Genomic DNA, 22,649 nt, shown 5'->3' on the forward strand with positions numbered 1-22,649 from the left:
TTGACGGCGCTCGCTGAAATTCCCTAGTTTCGCTCATCGAAATTCCCTACCCGTGTGGCACCGCCAACGAGGGCGGGTCTCCCACGAAGCTGATGGTCTCTGACCACGCACCAGCTATCGAAGGAGACCCGCTCCTCATGCTTACACAGGAGGAAGATGTGGAAATACAGGCCCTGAAGAAACGCGGGTGGAGCACCGCGGCGATCGCCCGACACACCGGCCGAGACCCGAAAACGATCCGGTCGTATCTGAACGGCACCACCACCCCCGGACTGCGCAAACGCAACATCGCGGACCCGTTCGAGATGTTCCTCGCCTACGTCACCGCACGTCTGCTCGACGACCCCCACTTGTGGGTGCGCACGCTCTGCGACGAACTCGAAGACCTCGGCTACGCGATGTCGTACCAAACGCTCTCCCGCAAGATCCGCGAGTTGGGATTACGGCCGATCTGCCACGCCTGCCTGACCGCCACCGAAAGACCCAACGCCGTCATCGAGCATCCGCCGGGTGAAGAGACACAATGGGATTGGGTCGATCTGCCCAACCCACCTGCCTCGTGGGGATGGGGATCGATGGCACATCTGTTCGTCGGAACCCTGGCGTGCTCGGGGAAATGGCGCGGAATCCTCGCACCGAATATGACCCAACCACGTGTCGTTGACGGACTCGACCGGATCTGCCGGGGCCTCGGAGGCGTCAGCCGAGTATGGCGGTTCGATCGAATGGCGACGGTCTGCCATCCGGAGTCGGGCCGGGTCACTGCCAGCTTCGCCGGCGTCGCCAAACATTACGGAGTGTCCGTCGCGATCTGCCCACCTCGACGCGGGAACCGCAAAGGTGCAGTGGAGAAATCCAATCACACTGCAGCACAACGCTGGTGGAGAACCCTTGTTGATGACCTGACCGTCGAGCAAGCCCAGGCCAGCCTCGATCGGTTCTGCAGTCTGCGCGGCGACACCAGGCTACGGCCGACGAAAGACGGCAAGGCATCGGTGGCGACGATCGCCACCGCCGAAGGGCTGCACCCGATGCCGGCAGCCGCGTATCCGGCGATGGTGACTACCGAACGCGTCGTATCTCGCCAAGCGTTGGTCTCCTATCGAGGCAACCGCTACTCGGTTCCACCCGAGCTCGCTTCGGCCGCGGTGACCGTCACTCAGGTCCTCGGGACCGATGTCATCGACATCGTCACTACCTCGAACATCACTATCGCCCGCCATCGTTTGGCTGCCGACGGCACCGGTGCGATGGTGCGCGATCACGGCCACATCTACGCCCTCGAACAGGTAGCGATGGCCGGTGCGAACACCGGCCGACCGCACCGCCGCAAAGAACGGATTCCACCCGGCTCAGATGCAATCACTGCAGCGAACACACTCCGAACCGTCACCGGCACAACACCTCTCGAATCCGGAGGCACTCCCGTAAACGTCAGTACTGCAACAGAACCCGGCACCGAAGGTGCGGTCGTCTACGACCTGTCGATCTACGAACGTGCTGCACACGGAAGGAACACCCTGTCATGACCGACAAGAAAACCGTCGACCGGATGCCGGCACCGAATACCGCCGAAGCTGCGAGTCTCTACCAACGCCTCCGCGGTCATCTTGCAGTCCTCAAACTCCACGATGCAGCCGAAGCATTGCCGTCGGTCCTCGACCAAGCCGCGGCCGAGGAACTGTCCATGACCGCTGCGCTGGACCGGTTGCTCTCCATCGAGGTCGAGGCCACCGAAGCGCGTCGGTTGACCGGCAGATTGCGGTTCGCGTGCTTGCCGACACCGGCCTCGCTCGAGGACTTCGACTACGACGCCGCAGCTGGCGTCGATCGCAAGCTCATCGAGGAACTCGCGACTTGCCGATACCTCGAAACAGCGACGAATGTGCTTCTCATCGGCCCTCCCGGGGTCGGCAAGACGCATCTGTCGGTCGGGTTGGCAAGGGCGGCAGCTCATGCCGGGTATCGAACATATTTCACCACCGCAGCCGACCTCGCTGCCCGCTGCCACCGGGCAGCGCTGGAAGGAAGGTGGGCGACGACGATGCGGTTCTATGCCGGGCCGACACTGCTGGTGGTCGACGAGCTCGGCTATCTCCCGTTGCCGGGTGAGGCGGCATCAGCGTTGTTTCAGGTTGTCTCGCAACGCTATATGAAGACTTCGATCGTGATGACCACCAACCGTGGCGTCGGCTCGTGGGGTGAAGTTCTCGGCGACAACACCGTCGCCGCGGCAATGCTCGACCGACTCCTACACCGCTCCGTCGTACTCAACCTCGACGGTGATTCCTACCGCCTGCGAGACCACAACGCCCGATCGGAGAACCTCCGCAAAGCCACCACCGGAACCCGCCGACCACTACAGTGAAGACCGCTCACAGGTAGGGAATTTCACTGAGCACGATCGGGGAATTTCGATGAGCGCCGTCAGCGCTTCCTAGCATGACGAGCTCGACCCTCGGGCGGCTACAAGTACCCATCCTGGCACTACAAACTCAGCGCGAGATCGCAGCATATCTTGATTACGAGACCGGAAAAATAGACAGGATGATTGCCAGCCTCGACCAACTGACGCGGCAATTGCGGCATCGCCTTTCACAGGTGGCCACGCACCTCGTGTTCGGGCTCAAGCGCCATGAGGGTCGTCAGAGCCTCCATACGCAGTCCGTGCTGGACGGTATCCCGGATCGCTGGCGGCGCACCAAGTTCGGCTACGACTTCGCTGAGAGCATGGAACGCAACGGCGGGGACCCGCCCGGGCCCCTCCTCTCGATCTCCGAGTACAGGGGTGTCGAGTTAAACACTCGTACCGAAGGTCAACAAGCTTCGCTCGACGTCTCGAAATACAGGGTAGTGCGGCCGGGGCAGCTCGCAGCTAACATGATGTGGCTCAACCACGGCGGGCTCGGGGTGTCGTCTCTTACCGGGTACATCAGCCCCGACTACAAGGCGTTCTGGATCTCAGACCGGTTCGAGTCGCGCTACGTTCACCACCTATTCCGGAGTTCACGCTACATCGACTACTTCGCCGCCATCGCAAACGGCGTGCGTCCTAACGCTCAGAGGGTGACAAAGACCGTGCTGGACGCAACACCGGTGCCGCTCCCACCTCTTCACGAGCAGGTTCAGATCGCAAACCGGCTCGACAAAGCCACCACGCACGTCGACGCCATGCTGACGAAAGTCGCCGACCTCAAGGCCTTGCTCCTGGAACGGCGCTCGGCGCTCATCACCGATGTTGTCACCGGTGGGAAAGAGGTCGCGTGATGGGCGATGCACAGCTCATGGAGTCGGAGTTCGAGCTCAACCTCTGCGCAGAGCTATCGGAGCGCGGGTGGTTGTACGAAAACGAGGGCAAGACCACCGGTTGGGACATCGGCCTGGCGATGGTCCCCGCTGACGTACTGCACTGGCTCGCAACCCATCATGCCGACGAGTATGAGAAGGCCATACCCGCGGACCTTGTAAGCGAACAGAAGACCGCAGCCCAGCGAAAGCTGTTGCAGCACATAGTTAAAGAGCTTGCCAAGCAGACGAAGATGGACTCTACCACTGGTCATCCTGTCGGCGGTCTGCTCGGCGTACTGCGCAAGGGCTTCAACTATGCCCAGGTCGGTCGCCCAGCAGCGAAGTTCGGACCGATGATGGAGTTCCCGCCTGCGAACCCCAACCTCACCGAGGTGGTAGAGGCCGCCGACTCGGTGCGGCTGCGCATCTTGAGGCAGGTGCGTTTTGACACGGCGACCAACGAGACGATCGACGTGGTCCTCACGGTCAACGGTCTTCCCGTCGTGACGATGGAGCTAAAGACCGACAACACGCAGTCGGTCAACCACGCGATCCGCCAGTACAAGGAGGACCGCCGGCCCGGAAGAAACCGGGCACTTCTCGCGCCTGGTCGCGCCTTGGTGCACTTCGCCGTGTCGAACGACCTTGTGTACATGACCACGAAGCTGGAAGGCGAGGACACCGTGTTCTTGCCCTTCAATCAGGGCAACGAAGGTCACGAAGGCAATCCTCCGTCGGGTACCGGCTCGTCGACCAACTACCTATGGCGGGAGATCCTCGCCCGCGCGACCTTCATGCGCGTCCTCAAGGATTTCGCGTTGTTCGAGCCGAGCAAGTCTGGCAAGAAGGACGGGCGGCTGGTGTTCCCGCGCTTCCACCAGCTCCGCGCGGTCGAGCGTGTCGTTGGTGACATCGCGGTGAACGGTACGGGCGGGCGCTATCTGATCTGGCACTCGGCTGGCTCTGGAAAGACGAAGACGATCGCGTGGCTTTGTCACCGGCTGATTCGGCACATGACCGAAGACTCAAAATCGACTTTCGACTCAGTCATCGTCGTCACTGACCGCAACGTGCTCGATGAGAACATCCGCCACGACATGAACCTGGTCCAGTCTAGTAAGGGCTTGGTCGTCAGCGTTGGAGAACAGTCCGGGGCGAAGTCGCCCCAGCTGAAGAGGGCACTCGTCGAGGGCGACCACATCATTACCTGCACCCTGCAGACCTTTCCCGAAGTCATGAAGCTGATCGAGGACACGAATGAGCTGCGCGGCCGGCGGTGGGCGGTGGTTGCCGACGAGGCGCACTCCTCTCAGTCGGGTTCCGCAGCGAAGAAGCTCAAGGAATTGCTGGTCGACGTCGAGCTCGGCTCAGACCACGAAGACATCAGCGCTGACGACCTGCTGCTGGCCAAGGACTCGGCCATAGCCGCATCCAGCAACATCACGTTTGTGGCTCTCACCGCCACCCCGAAAGCAAAGACGCTGCGACTTTTCGGCACCGAGCGTGACGGCCGATGGGAGGCCTTCGACACGTACACGATGGCGCAGGCGATCGAGGAGGGCTTCATCCTCGACGTGCTCACCAACTACTCGACCTATGACATGTTCCTGCGGGTGAGGAACACACTCGAAGGGGAAAACGAGATTCGGGTCATCACCGGGCAGGCGGTCACCAATATTGTCCGGTTCGCGCGGCTGCACCCGACGGCGATAGCGCAAAAAGTGCGTGTTGTAATCGAGCACTTCCGACGGAATGTAATGGACGTGCTCGGCGGTGAGGCAAGAGCAATGGTTGTAACTAGCTCCCGCATGGAGGCGCTGAGTTGGTCGAAAAAAATGAACTCTTACCTTGCAGAGCAGGGCTTCACCGACATGAAGACCTTGGTCGCCTTCTCTGGTTCGATCGTCGATGAAGATACCCGCGAGTCCGTCACTGAGGTCTCGCTCAACAATCGCAGCGACGTCGCCCGTGCGTTCCGCGAGGAAGACGATAGCCGGGTGCTGATCGTTGCCAACAAATTCCAGACGGGGTTCGACGAGCCGCGGCTCATGGCAATGTACGTCGACAAGAAGCTCACCGGTGTCGCCACTGTCCAGACGCTCTCAAGACTCAACCGCACCTACCCAGGCAAGACCGCCCCGATGGTTGTTGACTTCCGGAACTCGCCAGCCAGCATCCAGAAGGACTTCAGGCTCTACTACTCCGATGCCTACGTCGAGGGAGATGTAGACCCCAACGCGCTGTACACGCTCGGAGAGCGCCTGGACACCGCTGACATGTACACGCCTGACGAGATGGGTGCCGTCGCCGACGCCTTCCTCGCCGACTCGGGTGGAGAGACAATCGCCAAGGTCCTCGCCCCGATAAAGAACCGCTGGAACGGTCAGATGCGACAGGCCGTGCTGAGCAAGGACAAAGCAAAGCGAGAGGAACTTGAGCAATTCCGTGCTGACGTGATCAGTTACCGAAACGCCTGGCAGTTCCTCAGCCAGATCGTCGACTACGAAGACTTGGATCTGGCAAGACGTGCAATCCTCGCGACATTGCTCGCCCGCAATCTTCACTCTGACGGCGAGGACTACGACGACAGCTATTTGGAGGGCGTTCAGCTCTCGGGCGTGAAACTCGTACCAGCCGCTATCGGTGAGGACCACTCGCTGCGCGAAGGCAGCAGTGAAGGAATCAAGCTGCCCACCTTTGATGCGGAGCAAAACAATGGCGGGGCGACACCGCAGCGGGGCCCGCTCGACGAGGCCATCGACAAGGTGAACGAAATGTTCCAGGCCAAGGGTGTCGACGTGAGCCCGGAGAGTGTGTCTGGGTTCATCACGACCTTTTGGGGGTTCCTCGACGCGAACGAAGAAGCCGTGGCGATGGCGAAGAACAACACGGTCTCGCAGCTCAAAGCTTCTGAGGGATTCAGCGGTGCTGTGGGTCTGGCGGTGCTAAAAACGGTCAGCGAGGCGCAAGAGATTCAGTCGTACATGACTGATCCGGCCTTTCTCCAGGCAATCACCGACATTGCCGCAAACGCCATCCACACGCAGTACCGCAGACCTCCACGCGTGCCAAGAGACCCCGTCCAGTCCGAGGATGCGCGAGCGGCCCATTTGGCTCTTGGCGCGCTGGCCTTCCTTGAGGAGGGCTGGGTCGACGGTGATGCCGGGGAGATTATCTCCAGAGAGGTGATCAGTCGAAGTAGCCAAGTCATAGACGTGATGGCGGACCTCGGCAACGTCCCGGGATCGGTTTTCCCAACCGAGCAGGGCGGTGTGCGTTTTTACTGGCCGCACGCCGGAAATCAACTGACGATCGAGGTCGAGCCCTCGGGCGCGCTGTACATCCATACCGCCGACGTGGCAGCGGGAACGTTCCAGGACGAGACGGTGCCCAAGGACGCTGACCTTGGAGAGCGACTTTCAACGTGGTTGGTCCAGGAGGGTAACCATGAGTGACGACGCAACAGCGCCGAAACGTGTGCGGATGGACGTCGGTGACATCGAACTCCTGCGCACTGTCAATAGCTCCTGGGTCAATGCCGCCGGTATCGTCGATCCGGCGGCGTTCGACCTCAGCACGGCCGACAGGACGGACCTCAATCGTCTGTCCATCGCGCGCGGTGACGCAATAACCCCCGAGCAGGCGTACGCGGATCGAGCAGCCGTCATTCAGGCTCGGTTCAAAGCGAAGGGGAAAAGCCACAAGCCTCCAGCCGGTGTTTTGGCGGTGACCGTGGACGAGGTCGAGTCTGCAGAGGTCAAGTCATCGGAGGGAAGCCGAACGCCGCTTACGGTATGGGACGACTCGATGAACCGCAATCGCTCCAACTACCACGGGCACATCGACTTCAACGAGGTTCCAGCCGACAACAGAGGTCTGTGTCTGCTGGTTGCCAAGACTATGGTCGCGCAGGCGCAGGACAGAGGCTGGAAGTTCCGCCCCGTGGAGCCCGTGGAACAGCGATGACCGAGCCCGTGAGTCTCGCGTCCGTAGGTGACGCCGTGCGGACCGCCCGACGTGAGCGAGGCTGGTCGCAGACGAAACTAGGCGAGGAGGCCGGGGTGTCTCGGCCGACAATTGCTCGCATCGAACGCGGCGACGACGCATCGGTCGGTACCCTCGCGAAGGTGACTGCGGCGGTTGGGCTGGCGATCAAGATCGAGGCGACGCAGTAGGGCCGTCATCCCGCTGCCCATCGGCATGCCCGCGTAACCGGGAAACGCTCACATGGTTCTGGTCGACGCCGCGACAGGGGTGTGTCCGTGTCGGAACAAGCTCGTTCTTGCCGCTGACGCCTTATGCGCTATTCGACCGTGATTGTTCGGCCCGCGCCCGCATCTTCTTCTGGTACCCGCGGTACTCATCTCGTAACCTGTCAAAACGCTGGTCAGTGATTGAGGAGATGTGGGAAACTGCCGCTCCAGACCAGACATGGGTGGTCGCGTTGCTGTGTTTCCAAGCATATTTCTGGTTATCGCGCAGCGACTCTTTCCAACAGATTGTCTGAAGATCGTAGCTATTCAACTTCCGCCCCGAACGCTTCTTGTTCACGCGCTCTATTAGCTCCGTGGCGCTGTAAGGATGAGTCAGGTTTGGATCGGTCTTCTGGATGGCGACTTGCCCGTCTGCCGTCGACGACACTGCGACAACGAGGTCAGCGCTCGTCATCTTCTTCTGAGATTGCAGGTGAATGTCATAGACGACCGCCAGCCGACCCATATCGGCCCCTTTTGCCTCGGCGTTGTCCATCAAGTTACGCAGCTCTTTGATGAACTCCTCGACCTCGGCGACCATCGTCGAACTTTTATCGGCTCTCATGAATTGAACCGCGTCGGCGGGGGCGGTCGCACCAAGCGGCAGCAGTTGCCAGGTCATCGAATCGGCGAGATCTTTTTTGAACTTGGCCAACACGAAGTCACGGTAATTGAGCACGTTCTGCTGCAGGAACGGGTGGATCACCGCTCCGAGCCCCTGAGCGTTGTACAGGTGGATCGCACGATCTCGGTATTCTGTAAGGGCTTTGATGTTCACGGTCGTCGCAACACCGTCTACCTCTTCCGGCCAAAGGTTGCCCGCGTTGACGCGGCCCAGCGCATCGTCGATCGACACCGACAAATACCGCTGACCGAGCTTTTTCGGGTAGAAGATCGACTGCCTTTGCTGTCGCAGTACAGCTTTGAGGGCAAGCTCCCATGCATTTACCACCAGCATGACAGTGACCTCGTCACGATAGGTCATCTGCGGCTTGTTGTAGACCTCGACTGCCGCGAGCATGGCGGCAAGCGAGTTATCGATCAGGCGTTTGATTGACACATACGGCGCGCTCACGGCACCCTCCGCTCCATTCGCACCTCAGCGTACTGGTCCGGCTGTCAACAACGACCTGAAGATTGTCGGACGCCACCTGGCCTACGCTTCCCATCAACGAGACCCGGCAGAGAGATGCCCAGCAAACCCGCGACCGAGCGCGCAGCAGTGACACATCACCGGAAGCGACCACCATGCCCGACTTAAACAACCTTGACGGTGAACACGTAGACAATGCCGGCCTCGTTCCACTGGACCAGGCTCCCCGCTTGGTTGTGCAGATGATTGCCCGCTTCGCCAAGGGGCTATCCGAACCAATCGTTATCGGTGAGAACGGGCGGCCGGTGGCGGCCTTGATCCCGATAGAGGACTTGTTACGGCTGCGCGAGTACGACCAGCAAGCTCTCGATCCGGAGGACTCGTTCTACTTCGAGCTCGACCGAAGGCTGCATTTAGCAGACACCGAGCAGACGGTGACAGACCTTTCACACCTTCGAAAAGTTTTTCGGGCCGAGCAGAGATCGGAAATCTCCATGACGGGCAAAACATGAGCGTCATCTGCACGTCGCGGAGCGACGGCGGCTCCGCTTAGTGCTGCCGCGCTAAGTTCAACTCGACTCTTATGAGCCACGGCATCCGCCACCGCAGCACTTCACCATGCCCACTTGACGAACTTTCCTACAAATCAGCTGAGGCGGCTTATTCGAAGCGTAGATCGGCGTCGGGTGGCGGCGTATCGGCGTCCCACACATGTTCGAAGGATTGTTCGACTAGTGGCCACAGGTGCTGTTCGCCGTCGTACACGGAGTTCACGACGTCAGCCCCGTCACCCAAGACCACGAACTCGTGAGGGATGACTCGTCCCGCTGCGTCTCGTCGCCCCCCGGGTCCGGGAATCGCACTGCGACCACTTGTCCGCTTCGGTGCCACGCCGCGGGTTCGTCCCCGAGTTCGGCGAATGCACGCTCGTATAATGGAAGCGGATCGCCCTTGCCTGCATCGAGCAAGAATCGAAAACCCCAGTTCCGGCCTCGAGTCGCCCAGATGAGGTGTGACCGAGTCACACCTCTCACAGTCACTTCTGCTTCCTGAAAACGTTCTCGGTCACAGCTTGGTCGAGGTCAATCTTGAACTGCGTGAGCATTGCCCGCAGGTACAGATGCTTCGCGCGCGCGTCCTCGTTCATCTCCTTGAGTTTCGGGCCGACAATCTTTATCGCAGCAGCGAAAGCCGCAGGGAGAACTTTGGCCACGAACGCGGCCTGCGCATCGTTCTTGGTGACCCTTCGCAGGAGCTTCTCGAACCCTGTGAACTTGACACCAGCCATGGCTGCTGCAATCACGTCCGCCCCGTCAGCGAGCGTGTCAGCCACCTTCCACGGGAGCTTCATCCTCTCCTCCCACAGGACACGGCGCTCCAGCGGCAGAAGCGATGCGATGGGGAGTATCAGGTCTAGTCCGATGCGCTGTTTCAGGTCGATCTCGACCGGCTCCGCGCTGTCCGCCTTGAGTGCGAACTTGGCAGACGAGAGGAGCATGAAATCCTCGCCGATGGACAGCGCGTCCGGCGTGACGATCATGCCCGCGATTGTCGAGCGAAGATGCTCGATATCGTCAGCAGCCTTCAGGATGACCAGATCACGGAACGTATTTACGTCCCAGTCGGGGAACAGATCGGCCTTGGATAGCGACAGGATCCAGATTCGAGGGAACTCGATCAGCGGACCGTCTTCGCTAAGGAGAGGGCCCTTGACTCGGACCAAGGCCTGGCGAAAGTTGTGGAAGACGGACTTGAGGTATCGCTCTTCCTCGCCGCGGTGGTCAAGGAGTTTCTGTCCATCCACGAGGAGGAGGGCAACGTCCGAACTGAGCAGAGTCCTGAATGTGTCGATCCGGTGCAGGTTCTCTTCCTCGCTGCTGGGATCGTCCTGGAACCACTCACCCGGGTAGTCATGCCATGCCAGGCGCAACTCGTCGAATGGACGGGACTTTTCCTCATCGCCTTCCCCTGCCTTGAGCTTGACCGAGAAGTCGTATGTGGTGTTCAGAAAGTGGTTTGTCATGGGCGTCTTTGCGCTGTCTCGCATACCGAGGTAGTTCTGGTACAGGCGATTTCCTTGCCCACCCTTGTCGGCGACGAGATCCCATAGGTCGTTCTTATGGGAGCCCTCCTGGGTGCGGCCGTAGAACGATGACACCAGCACGGTCTTGCCCGACCCTGACTCACCAAAGACTGCGATGTTCTGTTGCCGAATTCTCGGATGCTTCGCCATGTCCGGAAACCTATCCCAGCCGTCTGACGCGATCGGTAGGGACGTGTGTACTTCGGCCGGGGCGAGGCCAGAAAAAGTCGCATAGTCGCGCGTCAAGCCTCATGAAGCAGGCCAACCGGCCGGTGCGGGTTGCGGCTGTGATGCCGCAGCGCCGCAGTGACGTTGTCGTGGCCGGCCAAGCGGAGGACGCCAACGATGGTGTTGCGGACCGTGGCCATCACCTGCGGACCGTGGCCGGTCCGGACGGCGGAGCGGGTCCTCGTCGAACGTAAATTCCCCAAGCTGGGAGTTCGACGTCTGGACTGATACATCATGACTGTCCGCTTGGCCACCGGCTTACGGACACCGGCAGATCGGGGGCACAGCGAACGAAGTCGTCAGCTCGGTGCGGCCTCAGCGCTGGCAACGCCGGCGTAAACAGCGGCGACTACCCGTTTAGCCCGCTGTTCGAGCCATTGCGCGTATGTCGAGGACGTCGCTTCAAGCTTCCATTCGAGCTTCCCATTAGAGTTTCGTCCGAGGACAGCTGCTGATGCCGCGCTTGCACTCGAGAACACCTGATTGTGTGTGAAGGTGTACCAGCTTCCGTCCGCGGTGGGTACCAGTGTGCCGTCATTGAACAGCTTGTTTTGCAGGCCGGCGTAGGAGTGCGCTGTCCCTGACCAAGGCTTAGCACGAGACCCTTCAAGGACGGTGAACTCGCCGTCGACCTCATGGGCTCGCGCCCACGTCTCGCCTTTGAGGCCGGTGACGAACACCGTTTGGGCGGTGTCCTCAAGGGTCGAGGTGTCAGCGTTAGCTAGATGCACCTGGGAAGAGGAGCGGAATACATTCACCTGTAGAACGGGAAGCACGATCGAGGCTTGGGCGAGGTAGTGCTCCATGTCGGAGCGGTCGGCCTCGGGCAAAAGGTTGTCGCTGTTTGTTCCGCTGTTGCCGTTGGTGACCTCGGAGCGTTTCGTCTGGCGGGCCATCGCTATCAACCGGGCTTCGAGGTAGCGAACATGAGCTTTAGTGAGGTTTGAGTCCTTACTGGTAAGAACGACCACCCGGTCCCAAAAGTCCTTTTTCCCTTCGTGGTCTTTCAGACGACGGGAGACGTCGTCGCCCTCGCCGACGTACACCTGCTGGCCGCCCAGGCTCTCGGGGCTTTCTCCAATTAGCACGTAGACGCCGGTACGGGAGGATTCGGGCCGCTTGAGCAGTTCGCGCAGCCCGGAGCGCTGAACAGCGAGAAGATGTCCGGTCCAGTTCATGATTTCTGCGGTGACCAGACCGCCCATCGAGCCTTCGGCCAGAAAGAGCCGAACACTTTTACCCTCGCGCATCGGTTCCTCTCAAGGTTCTGGATGGACTGATCGCGGTCAGAAAGACATGCCAACAGAAGGTACGCGACGCGGTCCAAGGACCCGGTGTGCCATGCCGACTGCGGAGGCATAAGGCAGGCGATCGCCGATCGTCGTGGACGAAGCACAGATCCAACCGGAGGTGTGGAGCTCTAGGTGGCGTGCAATGGCCATCAGTGGTCATTCGGGCTGCGAAAGGTTGAGACCAGTGTGCCAAAACGGTTGTTTCTGTCACACCAGAGTCGACCGACTTAGATCATCGCGTCCGTAACAGTCGTGGGTGAGACCTAGATAATTGAGTAATTCAATTCCCGTCCCCAAGGATTGCCGGTGTCCGATGATCACTCGAACTTCAATGACCAGACGCAGTATCAGCCTCCGACCCGAAATGCAGGCATGTCGAGGTGGATGTGGATCGGCGTCGCGATCATCGTTGTCCTGACCATCGCTCTGGTCGGCGTCACCACCGCCTTGGTGGCCACCAAATCGGACGAGTCCAACGAGACCGCATCAGCCACCACGCCCGCGCCGTCGGCAACGCCGGCTCTCACATCCGAGCCATCGCCGTCGGCAACGCCGCCTCCCGCTTTCCAGCCCGTGCCGACTGCCTACGTAATGGACGCGGCGGGATGGCAGGGCTCGTCGGCTCGCTGCGGAGCTCCCGAGAGCGCGGTCGTGACGGCCCGAACGGTCGACTCCCTCGTGGTGGTGTGCTCGGGCCAAGCCGGCTTGGTCTACCGAGGCGTCTGGCTTGCCGATGCCAGTCCCATCACGATCGAGCAGGTGGGAGTGGTCGGCCGGGACTATGTGGCCACCAATTCCACTGTGCGACATCAGGTGAGCGCAACCCAATTGACGGTCAGTTCGGGTAATTCGATCCTTACTCAGTCGCCGTTCGTGGAGTACCGAGGTGGCACCCCGTCTGTCGGAGCCCCGGCAACGACAAGCCTTCGGCCCACCACCCGCGGAACGGTTCCGCAGCAGCCCGGTAGCTCACCTGAGCAGCAGGACAGCCCTGGCCCGTGTGCCTACAACGGTTGCGACGAGTTCGAGTCCTACGGCGAGTACTCTAGCCACTTTCAATGCGTCGTTTTCAACGTCAGCAGCGACGAATGCCGCAGGTTGATCGAAAAATACGGAACCGAAACAGGCTGAATCAGATTCCAAGTTCGATGCCCTGATGTAACTCCCACCGGGAGTCTGGAGAACCGGCCCGTGGCGGCACTGATCCCGGTGGAAGATCTCCGGCGGCTTCGTTAATACGGCCAACGAGAACTCAATTCGGAAGACTAGTTCTACCTCGAGCTCGACCAAAGGCTGCATTTTGCAGACATCGAGCAGACGGTGACAGACCTTCACGCCTTCGCCAAGTCTCTCGGACCACGCAGAGATCAGGAACGTCCGTGACCCACAACCGCAGGAGCGTCTTGCACGTCACGGAGCGATAGCCGCTGGCTACGCAGCTCCGTACCGATACCCCATACGAGAGCGTTCCCACTGCTACGCTGACGCGGCGCCGGGGAGGGCGCGACGGGACTTACCGGGGGGAATTCCGATGTTGAAGGTCGATCTTGAGGCACTGCGGGCATTGGGGAGGTCTCTCTCAGCTACCGCTGCTTCGGTGGGGTCGTTGGATCCGGTTGCTCCCATTACGGCTGCGGCCGATGCAATGCCCAATTCGGCGTTCGGCGCTGTTGCCCGGTCAGCTGCGATTCCGACGCTCGCCGCCTACCGCGGAGTGTCGGTACGTATTCGAGACATGTCGTCTTTATCGTTGGCCTCAGCGGACAGTTACGAAGACACCGACCGAGCTTTTCGTGATCAGCTCGAGCGTCTGAACGGCGATCGTCGATGAGCGTAACGGTCTCCCAGGTTCGCGGCTGGAATCCGATTGCACTCGTCGATCTTGCCTCCGATCTTGCAGCGGTGAACGCAGAATTCGACGACTTGGTCAGCGACGTCGGCCGCGCCACGAAGGATGGGCTGAGCCAGTGGGAAGGTGACGCGGCAACAGCGGCATCTGCTCGAGCTTTGGCTGATCGGCTGGCCGCGACCCACCTCGTCACCGCCGTCGACAGTGAAGCAACCGAATTCGTTACAGCGGCAGGTCGACTGACCGAGGTGCGGACATCGACGCTTGCCGCAGTCGATGCTGCAGTTGCCGGCGGATTCACCGTCGCCGATGCAGGTTCGGTCACCGCCCCCATCTGCTCGACCGGCGACATCGTCGCAGACCTGTTGGTGCAGAGCAGTTTCGAGGAGCAAGCGCGTGTCCGCGAGGCCGCAGTGCGTTCTCTGTTGAACGCCGCAGCCGACGTCGACCGACAGTGTGCTGCCTCGCTGCAGCGCGCGATCGATGCCATCGCAGAGATCTCCGAGTCACCCGGTACGCCGGACCACTACAGCGACGGCGTCCGAAACATAGTCGACGGCAACGCATTTCTGCCGGATAGTCCCCACGAGCTCGCTCAGTTCTGGGACGGCTTGACGCCGGCCGAGAAAGACGGTCTCGCGGCCTGGGACCCCACTATCGGCAACCGGGACGGACTGCCGGCCGTGGACAAGACCCGCTTGAACGACGACTTACTGGTACCGATCACGGCAGCAGCGGAAAGCAATCTCGCCGCGATCGAAGCCCGTCATCCGGATTGGGCCAGAGGCGAGAACTTACCGCCGAGCGATGGGCTAATTACCGAAAACCAGCAGGCCCGTCACAAGGACTGGTTGGACTGGACCGACGAACGCGAGCAGGCGACCAGTGCGGTGGCGGGTTTTCACGAAGTACGCAACCAACTCGATAGCGACGACAGAGTTCCCAGATTCCTGATGACTATCGACGATCAGGGCCGAGGCGTGATTGCGCTGAACAACCCGGACACCGCTCACAACGTCGCGACGTACGTTCCGGGGACAGGTACCGAATTGTCGAAGATAGGCGGGGACATGACGCGGGCCGACCACTTACTGGACGAGGCCAACAAACTGTCACCGGGAAGCGAAAACTCGGTGATCATGTGGATGGGCTACGACTCTCCGCCCGGCTTGTCCGACGCCGCGCGGACAGCATTTGCCGACGCCGGAGCTCCGCGGTTGGACAGTTTTCAGGACGGGTTGCGTGCCGCGCACGACGGCCCTCCCTCGCACAACACTGTCATCGGTCACAGCTACGGCAGCACTGTCGTCGGGCATGCTATGAGCGACGGTGGCTCACTCGATGTCGACAATGTCGTGTTCGCGGGTAGTCCCGGGGTGGGGGTAAACAGGGTCGATGAGCTGGCGCTCGACGGGGTCGCTTCGGAACGGATGACCGATCACGTGTTCGCTACCGCTGCCCCGGCCGACCCGGTGACGTGGATCGGGGAAATAGCGCCCGCAGTAGCTCACGGCGCAGACCCGACCGGCGATGCGTTCGAAGCGACTGTCTTCGAGAGCGCACCGGGCAACGACTCGATCCACATACCTGTGCTGGGTGATGTCGGGTTCGACCCCGACTCGCACAGCAGCTACTTCGAGCCAGGCACACCGTCGCTGCGATCGATGGCACAGATCATCACGAACACGGGAACACCGAATGACTGATCGAACCGTCCAGGTCAAGCCCAGAACATCCCTCGCGATCGCACTGACTGGTGTCCTTCTCACAGTCGGGTGCACTCAGAACGGAGCAAATGACGTGGATAGCGCACTGTCGCAAGAGCAAGCCCAGAATCGAACGGTCGAAGTGCTGGGTCGCTCTCTCTCGGTATTGCCGACCGGGACACGGCTCGACGTCGAGAATCCGACATATCCGCAGTCGGATCTTTCCAGGGGTGGATTCGGACCCTGCTACGACGACAACACCATCGACTACGGGCCGCATCAATTCAGTGCCGGTTATTGGGTGGTCAGCGATGGGGCGCATCGAGGCAACCTCGAAGTGCTGGTGGCCAGCTGGGGCGAATGGGGCTGGACGATCGAAGACGACAGCAAGGACGGTGGTAAGACGGCGAGAGCAACGACACCGGATGGGTATCGAATAGCAGCCGAGCTGGGCACACCCGAGTATCTGAGCGTAACGGGGGTGTCGCCGTGCTTCGCAATCGAGACCGGGCAGACCCCTCCGCGCGCAGTTGCTCCTCCGGTGATCGAGCAGCGATGACCTACCGTCCCCAGGCTGAGGTCGAACAGCTCACGGTCAAGGCCGCTCGTGTTCACCAATCCCTGGTGCAGCTACGAGGCAGGGCGATATCTAGTGACGGCGACGTGACGATCGAAGTCTCTATCGACGGCCGCATCACCGATATGGTTGTTTCCCAATGGTTCTCGCAGGCAAGTCCAGGTAAAGCCTCCGCCGCGATCGTCCTAATCCACAGCGCAGCATTGGCCGACGTGGAAGCAGCCGCGGCGGAAATCCGGCGGGAACTGACCGAGGACTATCGGGTCGCCAGAATTGTGGATCGAATAGTCACCGAACGGCAGACGCGTCATGTAGACAACAACCCGGCCGATGACCGAAAGTCCATCTACGACAAATGGTAACGAGATCGACGGACTGTGTCATGCCACCGGCTCCCCGGGCCGATCATTTCCGGGTACAGCGTACGTGCACGGGTTCTCGTAAGACGTGCAATCCTCAAAGCTCTTCGTCGGTGACGGTGATTTCGTGTGTAGCGCGGGCGGCGTCCCTTCGCCGTAGTGGACATCCGGCCAGAACTGACGAGGGAGCTTTGACGGCGCTCATCGGGTGCTGTTCGTCCCAGCGAGAGCCGAGAAGCCTCGGTCAGAGCGTCGCACTCGCCGACTCATCAAGTTTTGCATCACGTGTACAACCTCGGCGAGCTATGACGCGAAGGGACCCGGAACGATCGCAGATCGTTATCTGCCGAACAACGCCCGCTCAATCACGCCGGATCAATACCGGACTCATCTCCGCAATCGGCGGCCAAGTCCAAATCGCGCGAGGACCTCTCAGACGGTCCATCGGCCGTCCACAGCGACCGGCGGTAGGCACATCGTGCCGAACCAGCGATCATCGAGCGTGCTCTACTGCGAAGGCACACTCCGCGCTGTTCACACGACCCACCACCACTCTGACGACGGAAAACCATCAAGCAGGCCCTGGCGTTCCATCCTTGTGGTTCATCACGCCGGGGTTGCCTGTTGCGGCAGAAGCTCGATATTCGGGTCTGCGATCATCGGGTGATGAACGCACCCGAGTCGTCGGCCGGTCCCGGTGAAGTGAAGATCAATCTCGATACTGAGATCAAGCTGATGGTCCATGACCGTCTCGATCGCAAGCAGTACGCTCGACGCGTTGCGCAACGAATTCAACAAGCTGGGACCGGGTCGAGTGTCGTCTTCGGGCTTGCTGGCCCATGGGGAACTGGCAAAACTTCGGTCCTCAACATGATCACCGAGGTGATCACCACAGAAAATGCGGACAGTTGGTCCGTCGTCGCTTTCACACCATGGTCGGCCGGTGACAGTTTGACTCTGGTCGAGGAGTTCTACCAGGTCATCGCAGGGGCGATGCCCACCAGTACCGAAGGCAAACGTGTGAGGCGAGCATTGGCGGCCGCTGCACCGGTGGGCAGCGCAATCATCAAAGCCGTTGGAACATCGGCAATCGAGAAGTGGATCGGCGAGGGAGGCGTTCAGGACGCATTACTGGCTGGGAAGGATGCGTTTGCGGAGAAGGTAGGCGACTTCACCGCCGCCATTGAGCCGAACCCATTTTCCGAACGCTTCAGGGCAGTCTCCGACGCTATCCAAGCAGCAGGAAAGAACGTCCTTGTCATCGTTGATGACATCGACCGGTTGCATGCCGACGAGCTTTTGTCGGTCATGAAGTCTGTCCGGCTCCTGGGGCGATTCGACCGAGTCCACTACCTACTCTCGTACGACGAAGAAACTGTGCTCGACGTGCTGGAAAAGACCGACCTGGCCTCGAACAACAGATCCCGGGCTAGAAGGTATCTCGAAAAAATCATCCAGTATCCCTTCGCGTTACCACCCATCCAGCAGGTGCATCTGGCAACAGAATTTCGTGAGCACCTCAACGCGATCATCAAGGCGCATAGCGTCATTCCTGCTACGAACAGCGTCACCCTCACCGACGAAGACGAAGACGAAGACGAAGACAATATGAACCGCGAGAGCATCCCCGACCTTCTGTTGGGAGTGCTACCGACCGAGCTGCTTACGCTCCGCAGCATCTATCGACTCTGCACTCAGGTCGACATCATGCTGACCCTGGTCGGTGGCAACAGCGAGCTGGACTTCTTCGACGCGACCGTCATTACGTTCATTCGACTTCACTATCCCGCGTTATACAAGCAGATCCCCCGTTGGCGGACAGAACTGCTCGGTTCGGGAACACCGACGATTGGAAAGAAGGAGGTCACTGCCGAGGAGAAGCAGGCTGAGGTCGCTAGGTACACAGATACAAAAGACGACTTCGAGAACAAGAGCGTGTACGTCCTGCTGGTCAGCCTCTTCCCTGACGCGCTTCCCCGGCCCAAAGGTTCCTACACACCCACACGGCACGCGCACTGTCAGATTCGCGACGCCAACTACTTCGCCCGCTATTTCGCTTTCGGCCTACCGGCACAAGACATCCGCGACAGCGACGTTCGCACCGACTTCGAGCGCCTGACCGATACCGGTGACTGGTCCTCGACCTCTATCATTCGAGAAGCCTTGCCGATCCAAGAGCGCAGACGGCTGGTTCGCGGCAAGATCATGCAACAACTCGATGTCATCGCTGACGCCAGTCCACAGATGTGTTTCAGTGCCGCCCATCTGCTTACGCGAGAGATCCCCACGGATGGTGCTGATCTCGTGTTCAGCAGGTGGTCCGAGGTTCTGTACGCACTGACAGGACACGCAATGTCGAGAGCAGAGCCTGACGCGGCACGAGACCTGATTAGCGGCTACCGCAACGAATTCGGCCTGTCCACCACTGCCGATGTACTCGCGCGGCCGATCGAACTTTTGGGCATCAACCAAGCCAAGGTGCTAGCCGCGACGTCAGAGATCCGCCAGCAGGTGCTCGAAAGATGCATGACGGATTTGACGACTGCCATCCCGAGAGACCAACGCGGAACGCACTCAATTCTCAGCTTCATCCACTACCTAGACGACGATCTGTGGCAACAGCTCAGCGAGCAGGCGCAAGCGCTACTACACAATGGCGACGTCTCCGTGTCCCTCGCCAGTCTGGGCGCGCGATTCGTCTCCATGTCCGAACGAATCGACAGCGACGGCAACCTCAAGGTCGTACACCACCGCTTCGAGTCCAATGATTTCGCGAAGCTCATTCCACGCGACCTCTGGAAGACTGATGAGCTCCCCATCGTCACACAAGCCGACTTGCGACCGGATGACACATCGCTTGAGAACCGAACGGTGTACGCCACGCTCGCTTTGCGTCAACTCGTCGACCGCGCTGAGAGCTAACACAAAGGCACGCGGTGCCCGGGCCGAGATTTAGCCCCATCAAGCCACGAACCTTGATCCAAGGATGTTTCGATATGTGGACGCTCCCGTCGCACACGGCCTTCTTGACAGCGTGTTGAACGTGTCCCCCCACCAGTATCTGAAACAGCACCCGGCCGCTGTGGGCACTTCTCATGAGCGCCGTCATTTGCCTTCGACCACAAACGAGAGGCCCCGGCACGCGTACCCCTTCAAACACCGACGTCGCCATGTAGAAGACGAAACCCAGCCTCGGACCCACAGGCTTGAATCGGCAGGCAGCACTCAGCGCGTCGAAAGATCGAAGCTACCGAGTGTTCTCGTATGAGATGTGCGTGCTGAGGTGGCCTTTTCGCGTAGACGCTGCGGGAAACAGAATTCTCGTTAGCAACCACGCGTTCATCGGGAGTGACAACGCAGCGAAGTAACGGAGGTGGACTTCGGTGTGCGATCGACGACTGTTCAGCGCCGCGACGCGCGAGGATCGATGGCTCACCTACCCAGTGCAGATGCGCAGTCGGCCACAGGGAATAAGACCGCGATCTGCCCTGATGAGCGTTTGAGCAGCCGACGCGGTCGGGCGAGGGGTCACGCGACTGGCGATGCCGCGAGATCGACCTCGGGGAACGACTGCACTCCGCTTCCGCCAAGGTAACGATGTGCAGCCGGAAGTCGATCAAACAGGTCGGGTCGGCATCCTCTCGGACGGAGAATTTTGAGCAAGGCAACGAACGACTCTCTCAAGCGTGAAATGGTCCTGGGTGGGCTATTTCTCGTGACCATCGCGGTAGTCTTGATCGTCGGCTCGAACTGGCAATCGATCAAACCTATCTTCGATGACCACCCGAGTTCGTCCGAGTTGGCTGCCAGCTCTTCCGAAATCGCGAAGAACATGGCGGATTATGCCGCAGCGGCGGCCGAATCGTCGGCTCGGCGGCCTGCACCTACGGCTCCCACTTACACAGCACCGTCGACCGCGGTCCCTCGTGCTTCGTCAGGATCTGGATCGTCTTTGGATGGTGCATTCGTGCAGACACTCATCGATTACGACATAAGCTTCTCGTCCTTCTCCCAGGCGGTGTCGACTGCGAAAACGACGTGCCGTGTTATTGGCGATTCGCCTGATCCCGGCGGCGCAATCGTCGCGGCATCGGAAATCGCCCAGCAGACCGGTGGCTACACGCGGGCGGACGCAAACGACTTCGTTGGAATCGCGGTCACCGCATACTGCCCCGAATACAATTCGTACGTTCAGAATTAGCGTTAGATCGCCCCGGACGGCTCCACACCCTGACGATTCAGAGTTCCTTGTTCAATTGACCGCCAGGGCTCTGGCCGTGACGCGTACAGGCTGACGAGCGTGGTGCTCACACCCAGCGAGAATCCCACCTCAGTAAAGTCAAAGACGTAATGAGGATGCGGGGCACGTAGCTATCGGCAATGTTCTCGCGCGACCCAGCCCCGGACGGCGTTTCCGTAACAACAGCACTATCGATACCGCTTTCAAGACCCCGGACCACGCGATCCGAACACACGCCAGATCGCGGCCACCAGCTGAAGTCGCCGTATATGCCGCAAGTGCCCCGGAAATCGGTCGCTTTTCGGCCGGACTACTTATCTGGCCACCGCCAAAGCGATTGAGCAAGCCGCCCACGTGATCAGGCCGCTAATTGGGTATTGGCAGACGGAGTCGGTGACACTTCCACCGCCGCCCAGTAGCTCGGCTACGCCATCAGCTGAAGCGCGGCGCGGATTTTGCGCAAGTAGCCAGCCGCCAGTTGTGCCCGATACGTTGTCGATGGACCTCGCGCGTCCACGTTTTACCCATAGGAGAGTACCGCTGTGTCCGATCTCGAATATCCGCCGACCGCACCGCACGTACCGAAGGGCCGACGGAAGTTGCCGTGGGTTACCGGCGCAGTGCTGTCCGTCTTGCTGATCGTCGGTTGCGTCGATCAGACGGGGACCACGGACAGCGCTGCGCAGGCCGCAGTGGTGACCTCCGCAACAACGACCGGCACCTCGATCGTCTCCACCAGCAGCTACGCGCCGCCGGCAGCCGCGAGTTCCGACCCGACGACACCCGGGCCGACACTAGATAACACGGACACCGTCACTGCGGCGCTGCGCATGCTGGCCACCCTGCCGATCAAGGGACGCGCCCCGAAAACCGGGTACGACCGAGACATGTTTGGCCAAGCCTGGACCGACGACGTCGACGTCGACGGTGGCCGCAACGGCTGCGACACTAGGAACGATCTTCTACGTCGCGACCTCATCGACATCACCCTCAAGCCGGGTTCCAACGGGTGCACGGTGCAGTCCGGCACCCTGGCCGATGTCTACACCGCCGCCTCCATCAGCTTCGTCCGTGGTTCCGACACCTCGAGCGACGTCCAGATCGACCACATCGTGGCGCTCAGCAACGCCTGGCAGACGGGTGCGCAGCAACTCGACCAGGCCACCAGGGCGAACTTCGCCAACGACCCGCGCAATCTGCAGGCCGTCGACGGCCCCGCCAACCAACAGAAAAGCGACGGCGACGCCGCAACGTGGCTGCCCAGCAACAAGGCCTACCGATGCACCTACGTCGCTCGGCAGGTCGCGGTCAAAGCGGCCTACGGGCTGTGGGTCACCCCGCCCGAGCACGATGCCATCGTTCGAGTCCTCAGAGACTGCGGCGCAACCGCTGCTGTCGAGACCGCGGCACCGTCACCTGTACCGGCGTCGGCAGCACCAGCTCCGAAGCCAGCTCCCGCACCGAACCCGGCTCCGTCGGATGTGGTCTACAAGAATTGCAACGAGGTTCGTGCAGCTGGAGCCGCTCCCATCCGGACCGGAGAACCCGGATTCAGCACCAGGTTCGACGGTGACGGCGACGGCGTCGGCTGCGAATAGCGCCGACGGTGTGCATTGGGTCAAAGCTGTTGAGCGCGCCAGAGATTGCCATCTCGAGGGTGCTCCGGGACTCTCGTGGGCCA

Annotated in this window: 18 protein-coding genes; 15 read left to right on the forward strand and 3 right to left on the reverse strand. The window is 60.6% G+C overall.

The features are described 5' to 3' along the window. The first annotated feature begins 137 nt into the window (after window positions 1–137). The 6 genes from RHODMAR_RS00020 (at window position 138) to RHODMAR_RS00045 (ending at window position 7,463) form a co-directional block, all read left to right on the forward strand. Window positions 138–1,529, forward strand: coding sequence for a Mu transposase domain-containing protein (locus RHODMAR_RS00020; RefSeq protein WP_008709898.1), 1,392 nt, complete (start codon window positions 138–140; stop codon window positions 1,527–1,529). After that, a complete protein-coding gene (gene istB, locus RHODMAR_RS00025; protein ID WP_008709901.1) occupies window positions 1,526–2,368 on the forward strand; it encodes an IS21-like element helper ATPase IstB in 843 nt (280 codons plus the stop codon). Before RHODMAR_RS00020 ends, istB begins: the two co-directional genes overlap by 4 nt. A gap of 233 nt (window positions 2,369–2,601) precedes the next feature. Beyond that, window positions 2,602–3,267, forward strand: a complete 666-nt coding sequence (locus RHODMAR_RS00030; protein WP_232433526.1) for a restriction endonuclease subunit S — start codon at window positions 2,602–2,604, stop codon at window positions 3,265–3,267. Further along, on the forward strand, window positions 3,267–6,743 hold the full coding sequence (locus RHODMAR_RS00035; RefSeq protein ID WP_008709905.1) for a type I restriction endonuclease subunit R: 3,477 nt from the start codon (window positions 3,267–3,269) through the stop codon (window positions 6,741–6,743). Before RHODMAR_RS00030 ends, RHODMAR_RS00035 begins: the two co-directional genes overlap by 1 nt. After that, window positions 6,736–7,254 carry a hypothetical protein gene (locus RHODMAR_RS00040; RefSeq protein WP_008709907.1) on the forward strand — a complete coding sequence of 173 codons (519 nt, stop codon included), beginning with the start codon at window positions 6,736–6,738 and terminating at the stop codon, window positions 7,252–7,254. The genes RHODMAR_RS00035 and RHODMAR_RS00040 overlap by 8 nt, the downstream gene beginning before the upstream one ends. Next, on the forward strand, window positions 7,251–7,463 hold the full coding sequence (locus RHODMAR_RS00045; protein WP_008709909.1) for a helix-turn-helix transcriptional regulator: 213 nt from the start codon (window positions 7,251–7,253) through the stop codon (window positions 7,461–7,463). The genes RHODMAR_RS00040 and RHODMAR_RS00045 overlap by 4 nt, the downstream gene beginning before the upstream one ends. Before the next feature lie 121 nt (window positions 7,464–7,584). Here RHODMAR_RS00045 and RHODMAR_RS00050 read toward each other — a convergent pair whose 3' ends face one another. Beyond that, entirely contained in the window at window positions 7,585–8,616 is a 1,032-nt protein-coding gene (locus RHODMAR_RS00050) for a DUF3644 domain-containing protein (RefSeq protein WP_008709911.1), read from the reverse strand. A gap of 173 nt (window positions 8,617–8,789) precedes the next feature. On the opposite strand from RHODMAR_RS00050, the gene RHODMAR_RS00055 reads away from it, so the two are divergent. Beyond that, window positions 8,790–9,146, forward strand: a complete 357-nt coding sequence (locus RHODMAR_RS00055) for an arginyl-tRNA synthetase (RefSeq protein WP_008709913.1) — start codon at window positions 8,790–8,792, stop codon at window positions 9,144–9,146. A 524-nt stretch (window positions 9,147–9,670) separates the two neighbouring features. Here the strand turns inward: RHODMAR_RS00055 and RHODMAR_RS00065 are convergent. Continuing rightward, window positions 9,671–10,867, reverse strand: coding sequence for a TRAFAC clade GTPase domain-containing protein (locus tag RHODMAR_RS00065; RefSeq protein WP_042937329.1), 1,197 nt, complete (start codon window positions 10,865–10,867; stop codon window positions 9,671–9,673). Between the two features lie 101 nt (window positions 10,868–10,968). Here RHODMAR_RS00065 and RHODMAR_RS28025 point away from each other — a divergent pair, with 101 nt between their 5' ends. Then, complete coding sequence (locus RHODMAR_RS28025; RefSeq protein ID WP_157225912.1) at window positions 10,969–11,139, forward strand: hypothetical protein; 171 nt, start codon at window positions 10,969–10,971, stop codon at window positions 11,137–11,139. Window positions 11,140–11,244: 105 nt separating this feature from the next. Here RHODMAR_RS28025 and RHODMAR_RS00070 read toward each other — a convergent pair whose 3' ends face one another. Beyond that, window positions 11,245–12,195, reverse strand: coding sequence for a GIY-YIG nuclease family protein (locus RHODMAR_RS00070; RefSeq protein ID WP_008709918.1), 951 nt, complete (start codon window positions 12,193–12,195; stop codon window positions 11,245–11,247). Window positions 12,196–12,543: 348 nt separating this feature from the next. Here RHODMAR_RS00070 and RHODMAR_RS00075 point away from each other — a divergent pair, with 348 nt between their 5' ends. The 7 genes from RHODMAR_RS00075 to RHODMAR_RS00110 all read left to right on the forward strand — a co-directional run bounded on the left by RHODMAR_RS00075 (window position 12,544) and on the right by RHODMAR_RS00110 (window position 22,566). Further along, window positions 12,544–13,368 carry a hypothetical protein gene (locus tag RHODMAR_RS00075; RefSeq protein WP_042937331.1) on the forward strand — a complete coding sequence of 275 codons (825 nt, stop codon included), beginning with the start codon at window positions 12,544–12,546 and terminating at the stop codon, window positions 13,366–13,368. Window positions 13,369–14,064: 696 nt separating this feature from the next. Next, the gene (locus RHODMAR_RS00085) at window positions 14,065–15,792 is read left to right on the forward strand and encodes an alpha/beta hydrolase (protein ID WP_008709924.1); all 1,728 of its coding nucleotides are present in this window, start codon (window positions 14,065–14,067) and stop codon (window positions 15,790–15,792) included. Window positions 15,793–15,886: 94 nt separating this feature from the next. Continuing rightward, a complete protein-coding gene (locus RHODMAR_RS00090) occupies window positions 15,887–16,351 on the forward strand; it encodes a hypothetical protein (protein ID WP_230558418.1) in 465 nt (154 codons plus the stop codon). Continuing rightward, entirely contained in the window at window positions 16,348–16,731 is a 384-nt protein-coding gene (locus RHODMAR_RS00095) for a hypothetical protein (protein ID WP_008709928.1), read from the forward strand. Before RHODMAR_RS00090 ends, RHODMAR_RS00095 begins: the two co-directional genes overlap by 4 nt. A gap of 663 nt (window positions 16,732–17,394) precedes the next feature. Next, window positions 17,395–19,650, forward strand: a complete 2,256-nt coding sequence (locus tag RHODMAR_RS00100) for a KAP family P-loop NTPase fold protein (protein WP_008709930.1) — start codon at window positions 17,395–17,397, stop codon at window positions 19,648–19,650. Window positions 19,651–20,383: 733 nt separating this feature from the next. Further along, window positions 20,384–20,929: a DUF732 domain-containing protein gene (locus RHODMAR_RS00105; protein WP_157225913.1), complete on the forward strand. Its 546-nt coding sequence runs from the start codon at window positions 20,384–20,386 to the stop codon at window positions 20,927–20,929. A 581-nt stretch (window positions 20,930–21,510) separates the two neighbouring features. Then, the gene (locus tag RHODMAR_RS00110) at window positions 21,511–22,566 is read left to right on the forward strand and encodes a GmrSD restriction endonuclease domain-containing protein (protein ID WP_008709934.1); all 1,056 of its coding nucleotides are present in this window, start codon (window positions 21,511–21,513) and stop codon (window positions 22,564–22,566) included. The last annotated feature ends 83 nt before the right edge of the window (window positions 22,567–22,649 follow it).

Origin of the sequence: Rhodococcus sp. AW25M09, assembly GCF_000333955.1 — a bacterium.
Classification (GTDB): Bacteria; Actinomycetota; Actinomycetes; order Mycobacteriales; family Mycobacteriaceae; genus Rhodococcoides.